Source organism: Fictibacillus sp. NRS-1165 (assembly GCF_050468105.1).
GTDB classification, from domain to species: Bacteria; Bacillota; Bacilli; order Bacillales; family Fictibacillaceae; genus Fictibacillus_C; species Fictibacillus_C terrinigri.
The window spans coordinates 255041-268858 of the sequence record NZ_JBDPNU010000025.1; the positions used below are offsets into that span (position 1 = coordinate 255041).

At 46.5% G+C, this 13818-nt stretch carries 16 protein-coding genes; 14 read left to right on the plus strand and 2 right to left on the minus strand.

What is annotated here, in order from left to right:
• Nucleotides 1–116: 116 nt before the first annotated feature.
• Genes ABHN01_RS11995 through ABHN01_RS12010 form a run of 4 tightly spaced genes read left to right on the plus strand, consistent with a single transcriptional unit; the run spans nt 117 to nt 3836 of the window.
• On the plus strand, nt 117–1313 hold the full coding sequence (locus tag ABHN01_RS11995) for an acetyl-CoA C-acetyltransferase (protein ID WP_429875719.1): 1197 nt from the start codon (nt 117–119) through the stop codon (nt 1311–1313).
• A 12-nt stretch (nt 1314–1325) separates the two neighbouring features.
• The gene (locus ABHN01_RS12000) at nt 1326–1952 is read left to right on the plus strand and encodes a CoA transferase subunit A (protein ID WP_429875720.1); all 627 of its coding nucleotides are present in this window, start codon (nt 1326–1328) and stop codon (nt 1950–1952) included.
• 22 nt (nt 1953–1974) lie between these two features.
• Nucleotides 1975–2628, plus strand: a complete 654-nt coding sequence (locus ABHN01_RS12005; protein WP_429875721.1) for a CoA transferase subunit B — start codon at nt 1975–1977, stop codon at nt 2626–2628.
• 26 nt (nt 2629–2654) lie between these two features.
• Nucleotides 2655–3836, plus strand: coding sequence for a thiolase family protein (locus ABHN01_RS12010; RefSeq protein WP_429875722.1), 1182 nt, complete (start codon nt 2655–2657; stop codon nt 3834–3836).
• 72 nt (nt 3837–3908) lie between these two features.
• On the opposite strand, the gene ABHN01_RS12015 is transcribed toward ABHN01_RS12010, so the two are convergent.
• A complete protein-coding gene (locus tag ABHN01_RS12015; RefSeq protein WP_429875723.1) occupies nt 3909–4826 on the minus strand; it encodes an aldo/keto reductase in 918 nt (305 codons plus the stop codon).
• A gap of 82 nt (nt 4827–4908) precedes the next feature.
• Nucleotides 4909–5046, minus strand: coding sequence for a Z-ring formation inhibitor MciZ (gene mciZ / locus ABHN01_RS12020; protein WP_290400760.1), 138 nt, complete (start codon nt 5044–5046; stop codon nt 4909–4911).
• Between the two features lie 100 nt (nt 5047–5146).
• Here mciZ and ABHN01_RS12025 point away from each other — a divergent pair, with 100 nt between their 5' ends.
• The 10 genes from ABHN01_RS12025 (at nt 5147) to ABHN01_RS12070 (ending at nt 13759) form a co-directional block, all read left to right on the plus strand.
• On the plus strand, nt 5147–5689 hold the full coding sequence (locus ABHN01_RS12025; RefSeq protein WP_290400759.1) for an NUDIX hydrolase: 543 nt from the start codon (nt 5147–5149) through the stop codon (nt 5687–5689).
• A gap of 4 nt (nt 5690–5693) precedes the next feature.
• Entirely contained in the window at nt 5694–6887 is a 1194-nt protein-coding gene (locus ABHN01_RS12030) for an endonuclease Q family protein (RefSeq protein WP_429875724.1), read from the plus strand.
• A 64-nt stretch (nt 6888–6951) separates the two neighbouring features.
• Entirely contained in the window at nt 6952–7593 is a 642-nt protein-coding gene (spoIIM, locus tag ABHN01_RS12035; RefSeq protein WP_429875725.1) for a stage II sporulation protein M, read from the plus strand.
• Nucleotides 7594–7710: 117 nt separating this feature from the next.
• Nucleotides 7711–8172, plus strand: coding sequence for a Fur family transcriptional regulator (locus tag ABHN01_RS12040; RefSeq protein WP_290400756.1), 462 nt, complete (start codon nt 7711–7713; stop codon nt 8170–8172).
• A 146-nt stretch (nt 8173–8318) separates the two neighbouring features.
• Entirely contained in the window at nt 8319–8558 is a 240-nt protein-coding gene (locus tag ABHN01_RS12045) for a YqzK family protein (RefSeq protein WP_290400755.1), read from the plus strand.
• Between the two features lie 11 nt (nt 8559–8569).
• Complete coding sequence (gene xerD, locus ABHN01_RS12050) at nt 8570–9460, plus strand: site-specific tyrosine recombinase XerD (protein WP_290400754.1); 891 nt, start codon at nt 8570–8572, stop codon at nt 9458–9460.
• A 117-nt stretch (nt 9461–9577) separates the two neighbouring features.
• Nucleotides 9578–10762, plus strand: a complete 1185-nt coding sequence (gene deoB / locus ABHN01_RS12055; RefSeq protein WP_429875726.1) for a phosphopentomutase — start codon at nt 9578–9580, stop codon at nt 10760–10762.
• A gap of 11 nt (nt 10763–10773) precedes the next feature.
• A complete protein-coding gene (locus tag ABHN01_RS12060; protein WP_429875727.1) occupies nt 10774–11592 on the plus strand; it encodes a purine-nucleoside phosphorylase in 819 nt (272 codons plus the stop codon).
• Between the two features lie 13 nt (nt 11593–11605).
• Nucleotides 11606–12436, plus strand: coding sequence for a purine-nucleoside phosphorylase (locus ABHN01_RS12065; protein WP_290400751.1), 831 nt, complete (start codon nt 11606–11608; stop codon nt 12434–12436).
• Nucleotides 12437–12454: 18 nt separating this feature from the next.
• Nucleotides 12455–13759 (plus strand): pyrimidine-nucleoside phosphorylase, encoded by a 1305-nt coding sequence (locus tag ABHN01_RS12070; protein ID WP_429875833.1) that lies wholly within the window; start codon nt 12455–12457, stop codon nt 13757–13759.
• Nucleotides 13760–13818: the final 59 nt, after the last annotated feature.

The window sequence follows — 13818 nt, forward strand, 5'->3', positions numbered from 1 at the left end:
TGTATGTAATCTTCCCTTTATTTTACGTTTTAGCTCTTTAAGTTGCAATATGAGCCAGGGAATTATGATATGATAATAAGGAATATTCAGAAAAAATAGGGAGTGAGAAGAAATTTATGGCCATTCAGGATGCAGTGATTGTAAGCGCTGTCAGAACACCGATCGGCAGCTTTCAGGGAAGTTTGAAGGATATTCCTGCTACAGAGCTGGGAGCCATTGTCATCAAAGAGGCACTATCAAAGGCAGGCATCTCACCGGATGAGGTCAGTGAAGTCATCATGGGGAACGTTCTTCAGGCGGGATTAGGGCAGAACCCGGCACGCCAGGCGGCCATGAAAGCGGGATTGCCGCAAGGGGTTTCCGCGATGACGATCAACAAGGTCTGCGGGTCAGGCCTGAAGGCTCTTCACTTAGCCAGTCAGGCAGTCATGCTCGGAGAAGCGGAGATTGTCGTCTGCGGCGGAATGGAAAATATGAGTGCTGCGCCATATCTTTTGAACGATGCAAGAAGCGGATTGCGCATGGGGGACGGCAAGCTGGTTGATTCCATGGTTCATGACGGATTATGGTGCGCCTTTAATGATTATCATATGGGAATTACGGCTGAAAACCTCTGTGATGCCTATGGGCTGAGCCGCGAAGAGATGGATCGGTTCGCCGCAGACAGCCAGCAAAAATGTGAAAAAGCCATGGAGGAAGGCAAATTTGCGGATGAGATCGTGACAGTAGAGATTCCGCAAAGAAAGAGAGATCCTCTTCTGTTTTCGGAGGATGAATATCCGAAAAAAGGAACAACAGCTGAAAAGCTTAGCAAGCTGAGGCCAGCCTTTAAAAAAGACGGAACGGTAACAGCAGGAAATGCTTCAGGCATAAATGACGGCGCAGCTGCCCTGGTGGTTGTATCCAGAAAAAAAGCGGAAGAGCTGGGATTGACACCGTTTGCCAGGATTGTGGCAAACGCCAGCGCGGGTGTGGATCCGAGCATCATGGGAATCGGCCCGGTTGATGCCACGAAAAAAGTGCTCGAAAAATCAGCGCTAACGCTTGATGATATCGGTTTGATCGAAGCGAATGAAGCTTTTGCCGCCCAATCGCTGGCCGTAGGAAAAGAGCTTAAGTTTTCCAATGATAAATTGAATGTCAACGGAGGTGCAATCGCCCTTGGCCATCCGATTGGAGCAAGCGGTGCGAGAATCCTCGTGACTCTTCTTCATGAGATGAGAAGAAGAGAGGAACGCTACGGGCTGGCGACCCTTTGTATTGGCGGTGGCCAGGGAGTAGCGACAATCGTTGAAAATGAAAAGTGGCAATAAGGAGGGAGCAGCATGAAGTCTATTGAGAGCAGTGCACTGAAAGCAATTGAAGAAATTAAAGACGGGTCGACTCTGATGGTGGGCGGATTCGGTCTCGTTGGGATTCCGGAAAAATTAATTTTGGCACTCGTTGAAAAGGGCACGAAGGATTTAACTGTCATCTCCAATAACTGCGGCGTAGATGATTGGGGGCTCGGCTTGCTCCTGAAGAACAAACAGATTAGAAAAATGTTGGGTTCCTATGTAGGGGAAAACAAGGAGTTTGAGAGACAGGTGCTATCCGGCGAGATTGAAGTCGAATTGATTCCCCAAGGGACGCTCGCTGAACGGATTCGCGCGGGCGGTGCAGGCATTCCCGCCTTTTACACACCAGCAGGAGTCGGTACACCGATCGCGGAAGGAAAAGAAGTCCGTACTTTTAATGATAAGGAGTACCTTTTAGAAAAAGGACTGACTGCAGATTACAGCTTAATCCGCGCCGCCCATGGAGACAAGGCAGGAAACTTGATCTATAACAAGACGGCGCGAAACTTTAACCCTATGATTGCAGCCGCAGGGAAAATAACCATCGCAGAAGTACAGAAGATGATTGTCGCACAGCAGGAAAAGCGCATCGAGCGACTGACCGTTCAATCATAAGCAGAGAAAGCGGGGAATGGCGATGAATTCAAGAGAAAAAATCGCAAGGAGAGCAGAAAAAGAAATTGAGGCCGGATTCTATGTCAACCTTGGCATCGGGATGCCTACCATGGTAGCGAATTACATAAGTGAGAACAAGAGCGTCGTCCTGCAATCCGAAAACGGATTGCTCGGGATCGGTCCGTACCCGAAGGAATCCGATGTCGATCCGGACTTGATCAATGCAGGAAAAGAAACGGTGACCGCCATCAAGGGCGCTTCTTATTTTGACAGCGCCGAATCGTTTGCGATGATCAGAGGAGGCCATGTTGATATCGCCATTCTTGGCGGTATGGAAGTTTCAGAGAAAGGTGATCTGGCCAACTGGATGATTCCAGGAAAAATGATCAAAGGTATGGGAGGTGCGATGGACCTTGTTCACGGCGCAAAAAAGATCATTGTCATCATGGAGCATGTGAATAAAAGAGGAGAAAGCAAAATTTTAAAAGCCTGCAGCCTGCCGTTAACAGGAAAAGGCGTCGTGCACCGCATCATTACGGACAGAGCGGTTCTTGATGTGACAGAACAGGGCCTGAAGCTGCAAGAGGTCGCAGCCGGTTATACCATAAAAGACATTCAAGCGTGCACGGAACCTGATTTGATCATTGCTGAAAATGTAAGAACAGAAGCTTATTAAGAATAAAGCGAAAGGGGAGGAAGATGATGGGGTCAGTTTATGTGGTGGAAGGGGCCAGGACACCTTTCGGAAGCTTTGGGAAATCATTGAAAAATATCTCTTCCTTGCAGCTTGGAACGCTGACCGCCCGTGAAGCGCTTCAGCGTGCAGAAGTTACACCTGAGGAGATCGGGGATGTGGTCTATGGGAATGTTATTCATTCAAGCATCGATGCGGCTTATGCTGCAAGGCATATAGCCCTAAGTTCTGATATTCCCGAAACAGTCCCGGCGATGCTCGTTAACAGGCTATGCGGCTCGGGTCTCCAGGCTGTCGTGAGCAGTGCGCTTGCCATCCAGACCGGAGATGCACAGCTGGCGTTATGCGGAGGGATTGAGAACATGTCCATGAGCCCGCATGTAACCTTTAACCAGCGTTTTCAAGGGCAGAAATTTGGAAATCTCCAGCTGGAGGATATGCTTCTTCATACCTTAACCGATCAGTACATCGGTTGCGGGATGGGAATCACCGCAGAAAACCTGGCTGAAAAATACAGTATCACGAGAGAAGAGCAGGATCAGTATTCACTGCTGAGCCACCAAAGAGCGGCAAAAGCGATTCGCAGCGGCCGTTTTGCTGAGGAGATCGTTCCGGTGGTCACGGACGGAAAGAAAAAGCTTGAGCTTGAAAATGACGAACTCGTGAAACCGGATTCGACACTGGAGCAGCTGATGAAATTGAGGCCGTCGTTTAAAAAAGATGGAACAGTAACCGCTGGAAATTCGAGCGGTATAAACGATGGAGCTGTATCTCTCATACTGGCAGGAGAGGATAGCGTTCAGAGCAAGCGAGTCAAACCCCTGGCAAGGATCGTGTCCTGGGCAGTCTGCGGAGTGGATCCAAAGCTGATGGGAATCGGGCCGGTTCCAGCTACACAAAAGGCACTGACCAAAGCTGGGCTGGCCATTGAGGACATGGATCTTGTTGAAGTGAACGAAGCGTTTGCTTCACAGTATCTTGCTGTTGAAAAAGAATTGGGGCTTGACCGGGAAAAAACAAACATAAATGGCGGGGCGATCGCGCTCGGCCATCCAGTAGGGGCCAGCGGGGCAAGGCTCTTGCTTTCGTTATCCTATGAACTCCGAAACCGGGGCGCAAAGTATGGTTTAGCGAGTCTTTGCATCGGCGGAGGACAGGGGATTGCCATGATCATAGAAAATGTTTCATAAAAAAAGCGCCACGGTCTAGACTGACCTAGCGATTTTTTAGGTTAGCTCAGTCTGCCGCGGCGCTTTTTTATTTTATCTCCTGTGCTGCTCGTAGACGTTTGGTTTAGACAATGAACGGACAGCGGCAACCTCTTCAGAAGACAGTTTCTCACTGGCGCTGGCTCCGATATTGGAGAGCAGCTGCTTCACGGAGCTGGCACCTGGTATAGCAGATGCAACTGCAGGATGATGGAGAGCATACCGTATGGCAGTCTGGCTCAGACTCCTTTCACTTCCAAGTTCACTGTGTAGGTTTTGAACCAGTACCTGGATCTCTTTGCCTTGATAGTCCAGGTACTGGTCACTTTCGTTGCGCTGCAGCGCTCGTTCAGAGAGCCAGCCCTTCGCAACAGGGCCGCGGGCGATTACACTGATGTTTTTATCATAAAGGAAATCAAGCATTTCTTCTTCCGGCCGGCGGTCAAGGATGCTGTATTGCATCATGACGCTCACGATATCTGAATGCTCTGCGTAATAAGATATCACGTTTGGTCTGATGGAAGAGATGCCATATTCCCGGATGAGGCCTTCCTTTTTTAATTCATCAAAGGCAGAGATGGTTTCATCCATATTGTCTTCGATGGTCCCTCCATGCAGCTGATACAGGTCGATGTAATCCGTTTGGAGGCGTTGAAGGCTGTCTTTAACCGCAGATTTTATGTATGTCTTCGATGGATCCCAATCCCAGCTTTTTTTATCCTCTGTCCAGCGGTTACCGACTTTAGTTGAAAGAACGATCTTGTCCCGGAAAGGTTTGACGCTTTTACCAACGAATTCTTCATTCCAGCCGAATTGGTAAAGATCGGCCGTGTCGAATAACGTAACGCCTTCTTCATATGCTCTCTGGATCATTTCTTTTCCTTCGGTTTCGTTTCCAGGCTCAATGGACATGCAGCCAAGACCGATTTCGCTTACAAGCAAATCGGAAGTTCCTAGTTTGTTCTGCTTCATGGGAAATCATCTCCTTGTATGAGTGAATTACAAAAAGAGTAGCATGAAAACAGGCAAAAAAAAACCTTCCAGTCTGGAAGGGTCAGCGTTTTTGTCCCGGAACAGAAGTGATCCACTCCTTTACGGTGGAATGCTGTTTCATATATTGCTTCAGCATATATTTAATCTGCCACGCTTTTCCTACCATCGTTACACCATTCTGCTGAATATACACTTTCATAGGTTCCCTCCTCCATACGGCGTAATCGTGTTCATCACGTCCCGCTTATGATAGACTTTATGTAGACAAATAAGATATAGAACCAGGAGTGAGACAAGCTATGGACCATTTAAAAGAAAAGACACTCTCGACAACCCCTGTTTATTCTGGAAAGATCATAGATTTAGAACTGCAGGAAGTTCTCCTGCCCAACGGCAGCAAAAGCAAACGCGAGATTGTAAAACATCCCGGGGCAGTAGCTATTATTGCCCTTACACCGGAAAATAAACTGCTGTTCGTAAGGCAGTACCGTAAAGCCTTGGAAAAGACCATTGTTGAAATACCGGCAGGAAAGCTGGAGAAGGATGAAGATCCGCTGGAGTGTGCGAAGCGTGAACTGCTTGAAGAAACAGGATACGAATGTGAAACACTGGAATATTTATCATCGTTCTACACCTCACCTGGATTTGCGGATGAATTGATTCATCTGTACTACACGGATTCACTAAAGGAGTGCAAAGAACAACAGCCGGATGAGGATGAGTTTCTGGATGTGCTTGAAGTATCGCTGGAAGAGGCGCTGGATTTCATGAGAGACCAGCAGATCCATGATGCGAAAACAGCCTATGCTGTACAATATGTGCAATTGAAGAGAAAGCTTTAAAAAGATGCTTAACACATATTACGCTGACCTGCACGTACATATCGGAAGGTCGCGATCAGGAAAACCAGTAAAGATTACGGGAGCTAAGACTCTGACGTTACCGAATATATTAGACATGGCTTCTGATGTGAAAGGCATCAATCTGCTTGGAATCATTGACTGCCATGTTCCAGAGGTCATTCAGGAGCTGGAAGAGATGCTGGTATCAGGGGTCATGGAAGAACACGAAGAAGGCGGTTTATGGTATGAGAAGGTATGCCTCCTGCCAGGTTCCGAAATTGAAATCTATGATGAGAGGTGCCAAGGCCCCATTCATGTACTTGTATTTTTTCCATCGATTGAAAAGATGAAAGCATTCAGTTTTTACATGGCCGCCCGAATGAAAAACATAACGCTAAGCTCGCAGCGAATCTACGAGTCCGCACATAACCTCCAACGAAAAACGAGAGAGCTCGGGGGGCTGTTCATCCCTGCTCACGTGTTTACTCCGCACAAGAGCTTGTATGGAAAAGGAGTGAAGACATCACTGTCAGAAGTTTTCCTTCCTGATATGATAGACGCTGTCGAACTTGGGTTAAGTTCAGATACAACAATGGCCCTTTCTGTGGAAGAATTGAGAGCCTATCCATTCCTATCTAATTCAGACGCGCATTCTTTGGAAAAAATCGGGCGGGAATATCAGACGATTATAATGGAGAAGCCAACCTTTCTGGAATTCAAAATGGCACTTCGACAGGAACAGGGAAGAAGGGTTACGGCAAACTACGGCTTAAATCCGAGGCTTGGCAAGTACTATGAAACGACCTGTGCCAACTGCTCTGCGATGATCGTGGAGGAGGAAGGGACGTCATGCCCGCAATGCGGGAGCTCCAAAACGATACGAGGAGTAAAAAACCGGATCAACGAACTAGGAGCTGCCGCCCGGCCACTGTCATATGCGAAAGAAAGACCGCCCTACATCCATCAAGTTCCGCTGGAGTTCATCCCGGCACTTGGACCAAAAACGCTGCAAAAATTACGAAATCATTTTGGCACGGACATGGCGATCCTGCATGAAGTGGAAGAAAAAGATTTAATGGAAGCCGCACCGGAACCGATCGTTCATCACATTCTGCATGCCAGGGAAGGCAAGCTGTCTTTTCATTCAGGCGGTGGCGGCAAGTACGGTAAAGTCGCTTCAGACAAATCTAGCAACTAAAAAATAGACATACCTCCCTCTGACATTCATAGAATGAATTAAGAGATTAAGGGAGGAAATAGAGATGCGGTCTATGAAAAGGTTTGTACTGTTTCATCTTCAGGAGCATTATTCACTGTATGTGTTTGTATCCGTCCTCTTACTGATGGGCGTTATTTTTGGAGCTGTGATTGTTAACAGCCTCACCCTCGTTCAAAAACAGGACCTCCTGAATTATTTGTCCCGTTTTTTTGGAGAGGTGTCCAATGGAAGCTTCGCCGATCCAAAGGATATGTTTTCACAAAGCTACAGCCACTATATTAAATATATATTGGTCATGTGGATTTTAGGGCTGTCTGTTATCGGTCTGCCGGTTATTCTGGTCATGCTGTTCATAAAAGGGGTAGTCATCGGGTTTACCGTCGGGTTTCTCGTCAACCAGATGGGCTGGCACGGATTCCTGCTCGCATTTGTTTCCGTTCTGCCGCAAAACCTGATTCTGGTTCCAGGGTTGATCGTGGCTGCTGCTGCCTCAATTCTATTTTCTATAAAAATGATCAGGCAGCAGTTTTGGAAAAAATCAAGTGAACCCTTTTTTCCAAAGTTCTTTAAATATTCGGCGCTTATTATAACAGTCGGACTGTTTTTGGCTGTTGCATCTGCCTTTGAAGCGTATCTCTCACCGTGGCTGATGGAAGTAGTCATGAGTTTAAAGTCCTCTAAATAAAAGCTTTTCATTATTACCTAATAATAATTATAAACAGCAAATTATAATTATTTTAAATTGACACCTTTTCTTCTGTTGATTTATAATAATCATGTGAGACATAAGGGAGGATTAGGTATGGAAAGCCGTCTAGACCGGATCAAAAAACAGCTGCATTCCCAGAGCTATAAGCTTACTCCCCAGCGAGAAGCGACAGTTAGGGTCCTCCTGGAAAATGAGGAAGATCACTTAAGTGCAGAAGACGTCTATCTGCTCGTGAAAGAGAAATCACCGGAGATAGGCCTTGCCACTGTATACCGTACATTGGAACTATTAACTGAACTGAAAGTAGTCGATAAAATAAATTTTGGAGATGGCGTATCAAGGTATGACCTCCGTACAGAAGGAGCGGCTCATTTTCATCATCACCTCGTTTGCCTGGAATGCGGTGCGGTTGATGAAATACAAGAGGATCTCCTGGGAGATGTTGAAAAAGTTGTTGAAGAGGGTTGGAATTTTAAAATAAAGGACCACCGCCTTACTTTTCACGGCATCTGCCACCGCTGTAACGGAAAGGACCAAAATGATGAGAATTCCTGACGAAAGGTTCTCATCATTTTTTATTTATTTACAAAACCGAAAGAATCAGTTAACGTAAAGTTGTAGTAAATTTAGAAAATGTGTATAGAACGGTAATTCTTTGGCATAACCTGTACTAATATGAGTGTACGGGAGGCCTCTGAACTATGAGATCTTGGCTGAGATTATGCTGGAACGCATCAAAAATCTTTTTATCTTTCACGGCCTGCACATTGCTATTCTACTTTGGCTTGCTTTGGATCAATCAGGAGTACCAGGATTATCACCGGTATGACGTGCCCAAGGGCAAAGCAGTTAAGGTTTTCCAAAGCGATGCTTCCATTACAGGTAAAGAGGAGAGCAATTGGCTCATCCGATTGCTGTTTTTCTACGAATCCAGTGAATAAGGAGCGAAGATATGACAGATCATGTCCAGGATTTTATTCATTATTTAATAGTCGAACGTGGTCTTTCAAAAAACACGGTGGATTCATACCGCCGCGATCTGGGGCAGTATGTGCTTTTCATTGAAAAAGTGGAAAACATTTCAGATATCAATCAAATACAGCGTGCTAATATAATAGGTTATCTGCTTCATCTGAAGGAAAACGGCAAAGCTTCGACCACCATTGCCAGGAACATCGCTTCCATACGTTCATTTCATCAGTTTCTGCTTCGTGAAAAAGTATGCGATTCAGATCCTTCTGTACATATCGAAACACCAAAAGCTGAACGCAAGCTTCCGAAGGTGCTTGCCATGAACGAAGTGGAAGCGCTTTTAGATACTCCTGATACTCAAGAAGCGTTTGGGATCAGGGATAAAGCCATGCTGGAATTGCTTTATGCGACCGGGATCAGGGTGTCGGAGCTGGTAAGTCTTGATCTTGCTGATGTCCATTTATCGATGGGATTTTTGCGCTGCCTTGGAAAAGGAAACAAAGAACGGATTATCCCGCTCGGCAAGATGGCGACAGAAGCCATTCAGACGTACTTGGATACTGGCCGGCCAGCACTTTCAAAAGGAAAGAGCGGCAATGCCCTGTTTTTGAATCACCACGGCAATCGGTTATCAAGACAAGGTTTTTGGAAAATTTTAAAGCAGCTTGCCAAAAAAGCAAGGATTGAAAAAGAATTGACTCCCCATACGCTTAGGCATTCATTCGCGACACATCTATTGGAAAATGGAGCCGATCTTAGGGCGGTACAGGAGATGCTGGGACATGCAGACATCTCGACTACCCAGATCTACACGCATGTGTCAAAAACGAGGCTGAAAGATATTTATGCGGCCTATCATCCAAGGGCATAGGTCTTTTTTTTCGCATAGATGTCTGACTTCTGACATCATAGCTGCTGAGTTTGTCCAGACGATTGTGCGGATATAGTATCTAAGTATGTATTAAATAGTTTTTGGAGGTTTTTCATAATGGAATATAAACGATTTAAACGGACGTTTTTGATTGTAATGGATTCAGTTGGAATCGGAGAGGCTCCGGATGCTGAGAAGTTTGATGATAAAGGATCGGATACACTCGGTCATATCGCTGAAAAAATGAACGGGCTGCACATGCCGAACATGGAAGCGTTAGGACTGAGTAACATCCGTGAAATTAAGGGTATCAAACCGGCAGAAAAGCCGAAGGCGCATTATGCGAAGCTACAGGAAGCATCGAACGGCAAGGATACGATGACAGGGCACTGGGAAATTATGGGCCTTCATATCGAACAGCCGTTTCAAACGTTTCCGGAAGGCTTTCCAGATGACTTGATTCAGGTGCTTGAAGAAAGGTCAGGTCGCAAGATCATCGGGAACAAGCCAGCTTCCGGAACTGAAATTCTGGATGAACTGGGCGAAGAGCACGTGAAGACTGGGGCGCTCATCGTCTATACCTCTGCGGACTCTGTTCTGCAAATCGCGGCCCATGAAGAGGTAGTGCCGCTTGAGGAATTGTACAAAATCTGTGAAACGGCAAGAGAACTTACGAAAAATGATAAATACATGGTCGGACGCATTATTGCGCGCCCTTTTGTCGGCAAACCGGGTGACTTCAAGCGGACAGCCAACCGCCATGATTATGCACTGAAGCCATTTGACAGAACGGTCATGAACGAACTCAAGGACAGCGGATATGATGTAATCGCGCTCGGTAAGATCTCCGACATCTATGATGGCGAGGGGGTTACGGAAGCGATCCGCACAAAATCCAATATGGACGGCATGGATCAGCTCGTTAAATCGATGGATCAGTCATTTACTGGACTGAACTTCTTAAACCTGGTTGATTTTGACGCGTTATTCGGCCACAGAAGAGACCCGAAAGGCTATGGGCAAGCCCTTGAAGATTTTGACACCCGCCTTCCTGAGGTTTTCGAGAAGCTGAACGAAGATGACGTCCTGATCATCACGGCTGATCACGGAAATGACCCGGTGCATCATGGAACAGACCATACGAGAGAATATGTTCCGCTCCTCGTGTACTACAAAGGAATTGAGTCAGGCAAACCATTAAAGGTAAGCCAAACCTTTGCCGATATAGGGGCAACGGTAGCCGATAACTACAATGTGAAGCTGCCAGGATACGGCAAAAGCTTTTTTGATCAACTGAACTAGGAGGAAAAACAATGGGAGATTTGAAACAAATACAGACTGCTGCAGGTTATATCCAGGGAAAATTGTCAACTAAACCGGATATCGGACTCATCCTGGGATCTGGTTTGGGGATACTGGCTGATGAAATTGAGAATGCGGTGACTCTGCCTTATGGCGAAATACCTGAATTTCCGGTTTCGACGGTTGAAGGCCATGCCGGCCAGCTCGTCATCGGCGAGCTGGAGGGAAAACAAGTCATTGCGATGCAAGGCCGTTTTCATTACTATGAAGGCTACTCTCTTGAAAAGGTTACTTTCCCTGTCAGGGTGATGAAGGAGCTTGGTGTGGAGAGTGTCATCGTAACTAATGCGGCAGGCGGGATCAACACTTCGTTTGAAGCAGGAGATCTGATGCTGATCACCGACCATATCAATAACCTGAACGACAATCCCCTGATCGGGCCAAACGACAGCTCTTTCGGGGTGAGATTTCCCGACATGTCTGAAGCATACACACTCAGCTTGCAGGAGATCGCCAGAAGTACTGCTTCATCCCTCGGCATCACATTAAAAGAGGGAGTTTATGTTGCCAACTCTGGTCCGAGTTATGAAACGCCGGCCGAGATTCGCATGCTTAGAACATTGGGCGGCGACGCCGTAGGAATGTCCACCGTACCGGAAGTCATAGTAGCCCGGCATTCCGGAATGAAGGTCCTTGGCCTTTCATGCATCTCAAACATGGCAGCCGGAATTCTGGATCAGCCGCTTACCCACGATGAAGTGATGGAAACAACGGAACGAGTAAAAGCAAACTTCTTGGGTCTTGTAAAAGGCATTGTTAAATCAGTTTAAGGGAGGAAGAAAAATGGCTACTCTATTATCAAAAATAAATGAAGCAGTGAGCACGATTCAGTCTAAGGCTGAAAAGGCTGCACCTGAAATTGGATTAATTCTTGGTTCCGGCCTTGGAGAACTGGCAGACGAAATCGAAAATCCGGTTCATATTGATTACAGTGATATCCCGCATTTTCCTGTTTCGACGGTAGAAGGGCATGCAGGAAGGCTTGTTGTAGGTAGACTCAACGGCAAAACCGTTGTAGCGATGCAAGGAAGGTTTCATTTCTATGAAGGATACAGCATGCAGGATGTTACGTTCCCTGTTCGGGTGATGAAGGGGCTTGGCGTAAAGCTTTTAATCGTGACGAATGCGTGCGGAGGCATGAACCCTGAGTTTTCAGCCGGCGATCTCATGATCATTGACGATCATTTGAACATGACAGGAGCGAACCCGCTGATCGGGCCAAACGACGCAGAGCTCGGGCCTCGTTTCCCGGACATGAGTACAGCTTATACACCTGAGCTTGTACAATTTACAAAAGAGACTGCAGCCAGCCTCGGCATTAACGTGCAGCAGGGAGTTTACGCCGGTATCACAGGCCCGACCTACATGACCAAGGCCGAGCTCCGCATGCTGCGTACAGTAGGCGGGGATGCAATTGGAATGTCTACTGTACCTGAAGTGATCGTAGCAAGCCATATGGGCATGAAAGTGATCGGCATTTCCTGTATCACGGACATGGCCATCGCTGATGAGCTCGAACCTCTCACACACGAGCAAGTAGTGGCAGTTGCCAACCGTACGAAACCGAAATTTATCAACTTAGTTAAAGAATTAGTCAAAAATGTTACTTTGTAGGGAAAGCGGTGTTTGAATATGAGAATGGTCGATTTGATTGAAAAGAAAAGAGACGGAAAAGAATTAACAAAGGAAGAAATTAATTTTATCATTACAAACTATACAAACGGAACCGTGCCTGATTACCAGATGGCAGCCTTTGCGATGGCCGTCTATTTCCAGGACATGACGACTGAAGAGCGTGCAAACTTTACCCTTGCGATGGTAGAGTCTGGAGACCAGATTGATTTGTCTGCGATTGAAGGAATTAAAGTGGATAAACACTCTACAGGCGGTGTGGGGGATACAACAACTTTAGTACTGGCTCCGTTAGTTGCCGCTTTGAATGTGCCTGTCGCTAAAATGTCCGGCCGAGGCCTAGGCCATACTGGAGGAACGATCGACAAGCTTGAAGCGGTGCCAGGGTTCCACGTAGAGATCGACAACGAAGAATTCATCTCCCTTGTCAATAAAAATAAAGTAGCGGTTATCGGACAAAGCGGCAACTTGACTCCTGCGGACAAAAAACTTTATGGCTTGCGAGATGTTACGGCAACGGTTAACTCGATCCCGTTGATCGCAAGCTCGATCATGAGCAAAAAGATCGCGGCGGGTGCGGATGCAATCGTCCTTGATGTGAAAACGGGCGCTGGCGCTTTTATGAAGACGGTTGAAGAAGCAGAAAAACTGGCAAAAGCGATGGTTCAGATCGGTAATGCTGTAGGACGAAACACAATGGCTGTCATCTCTGACATGAGCCAGCCATTAGGGTTTGCCATCGGAAATGCGCTGGAAGTAAAAGAAGCGATCGATACGTTAAAAGGGGAAGGCCCTAAAGATCTTGAAGAGCTTTGCCTTACGCTAGGAAGCCATATGGTGTATCTGGCAAAGCAGGCGGATTCCCTTGAAGAAGCACGAACAAAATTAAAAAAAGTCATGACGAACGGCAAAGCGTTAGATCAGCTAAAAACTTTCTTAAGTGCACAAGGCGGAGATGCATCGGTTGTAGATGATCCTTCTAAGCTTCCGCAGGCAAAATATACGTTTGAAGTGGAAGCGAAACAGGATGGATATGTATCCGAGATTGTTGCGAACGAAATCGGAACAGCTGCCATGCTTCTGGGTGCAGGCCGTGCGACTAAAGAATCTCAAATTGATTTAGCAGTTGGATTGATGCTGAAAAAGAAAGTTGGAGAGCCGGTTGCTGCCGGTGAACCGCTTGTGACAATCTACAGCAACACTGAAGACGTGAAAGCGGTTGAAGATAAAATCCATGCCGCATATACCGTATCTGCGGGAAAAGCTGCTGCACCAACACTTGTTTACAAAGAGATCAAAGAATAATGAACGGTTTGGGATCATCCTTTTTTGGATGATCCTTTTTTGTTTTCTTCCTTCTTTTG

What these genes read in the sequence shown, in the direction of transcription:
- ABHN01_RS11995 (WP_429875719.1), top strand. Translation starts at nt 117, where the DNA reads ATGGCCATTCAGGATGCAGTGATTGTAAGCGCTGTCAGAACACCGATC.
- ABHN01_RS12000 (WP_429875720.1), top strand. Translation starts at nt 1,326, where the DNA reads ATGAAGTCTATTGAGAGCAGTGCACTGAAAGCAATTGAAGAAATTAAA.
- ABHN01_RS12005 (WP_429875721.1), top strand. Translation starts at nt 1,975, where the DNA reads ATGAATTCAAGAGAAAAAATCGCAAGGAGAGCAGAAAAAGAAATTGAG.
- ABHN01_RS12010 (WP_429875722.1), top strand. Translation starts at nt 2,655, where the DNA reads ATGGGGTCAGTTTATGTGGTGGAAGGGGCCAGGACACCTTTCGGAAGC.
- ABHN01_RS12015 (WP_429875723.1), bottom strand. Translation starts at nt 4,826, where the DNA reads ATGAAGCAGAACAAACTAGGAACTTCCGATTTGCTTGTAAGCGAAATC.
- mciZ (WP_290400760.1), bottom strand. Translation starts at nt 5,046, where the DNA reads ATGAAAGTGTATATTCAGCAGAATGGTGTAACGATGGTAGGAAAAGCG.
- ABHN01_RS12025 (WP_290400759.1), top strand. Translation starts at nt 5,147, where the DNA reads ATGGACCATTTAAAAGAAAAGACACTCTCGACAACCCCTGTTTATTCT.
- ABHN01_RS12030 (WP_429875724.1), top strand. Translation starts at nt 5,694, where the DNA reads ATGCTTAACACATATTACGCTGACCTGCACGTACATATCGGAAGGTCG.
- spoIIM (WP_429875725.1), top strand. Translation starts at nt 6,952, where the DNA reads ATGCGGTCTATGAAAAGGTTTGTACTGTTTCATCTTCAGGAGCATTAT.
- ABHN01_RS12040 (WP_290400756.1), top strand. Translation starts at nt 7,711, where the DNA reads ATGGAAAGCCGTCTAGACCGGATCAAAAAACAGCTGCATTCCCAGAGC.
- ABHN01_RS12045 (WP_290400755.1), top strand. Translation starts at nt 8,319, where the DNA reads ATGAGATCTTGGCTGAGATTATGCTGGAACGCATCAAAAATCTTTTTA.
- xerD (WP_290400754.1), top strand. Translation starts at nt 8,570, where the DNA reads ATGACAGATCATGTCCAGGATTTTATTCATTATTTAATAGTCGAACGT.
- deoB (WP_429875726.1), top strand. Translation starts at nt 9,578, where the DNA reads ATGGAATATAAACGATTTAAACGGACGTTTTTGATTGTAATGGATTCA.
- ABHN01_RS12060 (WP_429875727.1), top strand. Translation starts at nt 10,774, where the DNA reads ATGGGAGATTTGAAACAAATACAGACTGCTGCAGGTTATATCCAGGGA.
- ABHN01_RS12065 (WP_290400751.1), top strand. Translation starts at nt 11,606, where the DNA reads ATGGCTACTCTATTATCAAAAATAAATGAAGCAGTGAGCACGATTCAG.
- ABHN01_RS12070 (WP_429875833.1), top strand. Translation starts at nt 12,455, where the DNA reads ATGAGAATGGTCGATTTGATTGAAAAGAAAAGAGACGGAAAAGAATTA.